The organism is Nitrobacter sp. 62-13, assembly GCF_001896955.1.
GTDB lineage: Bacteria > Pseudomonadota > Alphaproteobacteria > Rhizobiales > Xanthobacteraceae > Nitrobacter.
This window is the reverse complement of sequence record NZ_MKRN01000154.1, coordinates 48862-50622: the sequence shown is the minus strand read 5'-3', so window position 1 is coordinate 50622 and position 1761 is coordinate 48862. Positions and strand designations below refer to the sequence as shown.

The window sequence follows — 1761 nt, the reverse complement described above, 5'->3', positions numbered from 1 at the left end:
CGCCGTTGAAGAACGGGACGACGGCCCTCGCCTTCAAAGCCTTGCTGCGCGCAGCCGCAGCGCATTGCCGACCACGCTCACCGACGACAGCGCCATCGCTGCCGCCGCCACGATCGGGGATAGCAGCAGGCCGAAGACCGGATAAAGAACGCCGGCGGCGATCGGGATGCCGGCGGCGTTGTAGATGAAGGCGAAGATCAGGTTCTGCCGGATGTTGCGCATGGTCGCCTCGGAGAGCCGGCGGGCGCGAACGATGCCGCCGAGATCGCCCTTGAGCAGCGTCACGCCGGCACTTTCCATGGCGACGTCGGCTCCTGTGCCCATGGCGATTCCGACATCGGCGGAGGCGAGCGCCGGCGCATCATTGATGCCGTCTCCGGCCATCGCCACGATGTGCCCCTCATTCTGAAGCCGGGTGACGACGGCGCTCTTCTGCTCGGGCAGAACGTCCGCCTCGACATCGGCGATGCCGAGTTGTTTTGCGACCGCGTCGGCGGTGGTGCGATTGTCGCCGGTCAGCATGATGACCTTGATGCCCTCACCAGCCAGCGCTTTCAGGGCAGCAGGCGTCGACGACTTCACCGGATCGGCGATCGCGAGCAGACCGGCCAGCCTGTCATCGACTGCGACGTTGATGACGGTCGCTCCCGCGGCGCGCAGCCGCTCGGCGCGGGGCGCCATTCCGGCAACGGCAACCTGAGCGGATTCGAGAAACGCGGCCGATCCGATCAGCACCGTCCTGCCATCGACCTTGCCGGTCACACCCTTACCCGCCGGCGCGTCGAATTCCTGCACGTCGTTCAGCGCCAGATTGCGTTGCTTCGCCGCAGCTACAACGGCGTCCGCCAGAGGATGTTCGCTGGATCGTTCGACGCTCGCGGCGAAACGAAGCACATCGTCCTTATGAAAGCCTTCCGCGGCCTCGATGGCGACGAGCCGGGGTTTTCCTTCCGTCAATGTGCCGGTCTTGTCGACCACCAGCGTATCGACCTTCTCCATGCGCTCGAGCGCTTCGGCGTTCCTGATCAGGACGCCGGCCTGCGCGCCGCGTCCGACGCCGACCATGATCGACATCGGCGTCGCGAGGCCGAGCGCGCAGGGGCACGCGATGATCAGCACGCTCACCCCGGCGACCAGACCGAAGGCGAGACGCGGCTCGGGTCCGACCAGGGCCCAGACCGCGAACGCCGCCACGGCGGCGGCGATGACAGCCGGCACGAACCAGCCGGCCACCTGATCGGCCAGACGCTGGATCGGCGCGCGCGACCGCTGCGCCTGCGCAACCATCTGCACGATCCGGGACAGGAGCGTGTCACGTCCGATCTTCTCGGCCCGCATCACGAAACTTCCCGAGCGGTTGATGGTGCCGGCGATCGCTTTGGCGCCGGCTTCCTTGCTGACCGGCATGGATTCCCCGGTCACCATGGATTCATCGAGCGACGAGCGGCCCTCGACGAGAACGCCATCCACCGGCACCTTTTCGCCGGGGCGAACGCGGAGGCGGTCGCCGACGGCGATGTCGTCAAGCGCCACGTCGTGATCCGCTCCCGACTCGTCGACGCGGCGCGCGGTCTTCGGCGCGAGATCGAGCAGCGCCTTGATCGCGCCCGAGGTCGCCTCGCGCGCGCGCAGTTCGAGCACCTGCCCGAGCAGCACCAGGATCGTGATGACCGCCGCCGCCTCGAAATAGACCGCGACCGCGCCATCATGCCCGCGAAAGGCCGGTGGAAATAGTCCGGGCGCGACCGTAGCGGCAACGCT

General features: G+C 67.7%; 1 protein-coding gene. It reads right to left on the bottom strand.

Annotated features, from left to right (window positions below):
• Positions 1-33 precede the first annotated feature (33 nt).
• Positions 34-1761 (bottom strand): copper-translocating P-type ATPase (locus BGN91_RS10970; RefSeq protein ID WP_292613054.1); only part of this gene is annotated, 1728 nt, incomplete at its 5' end.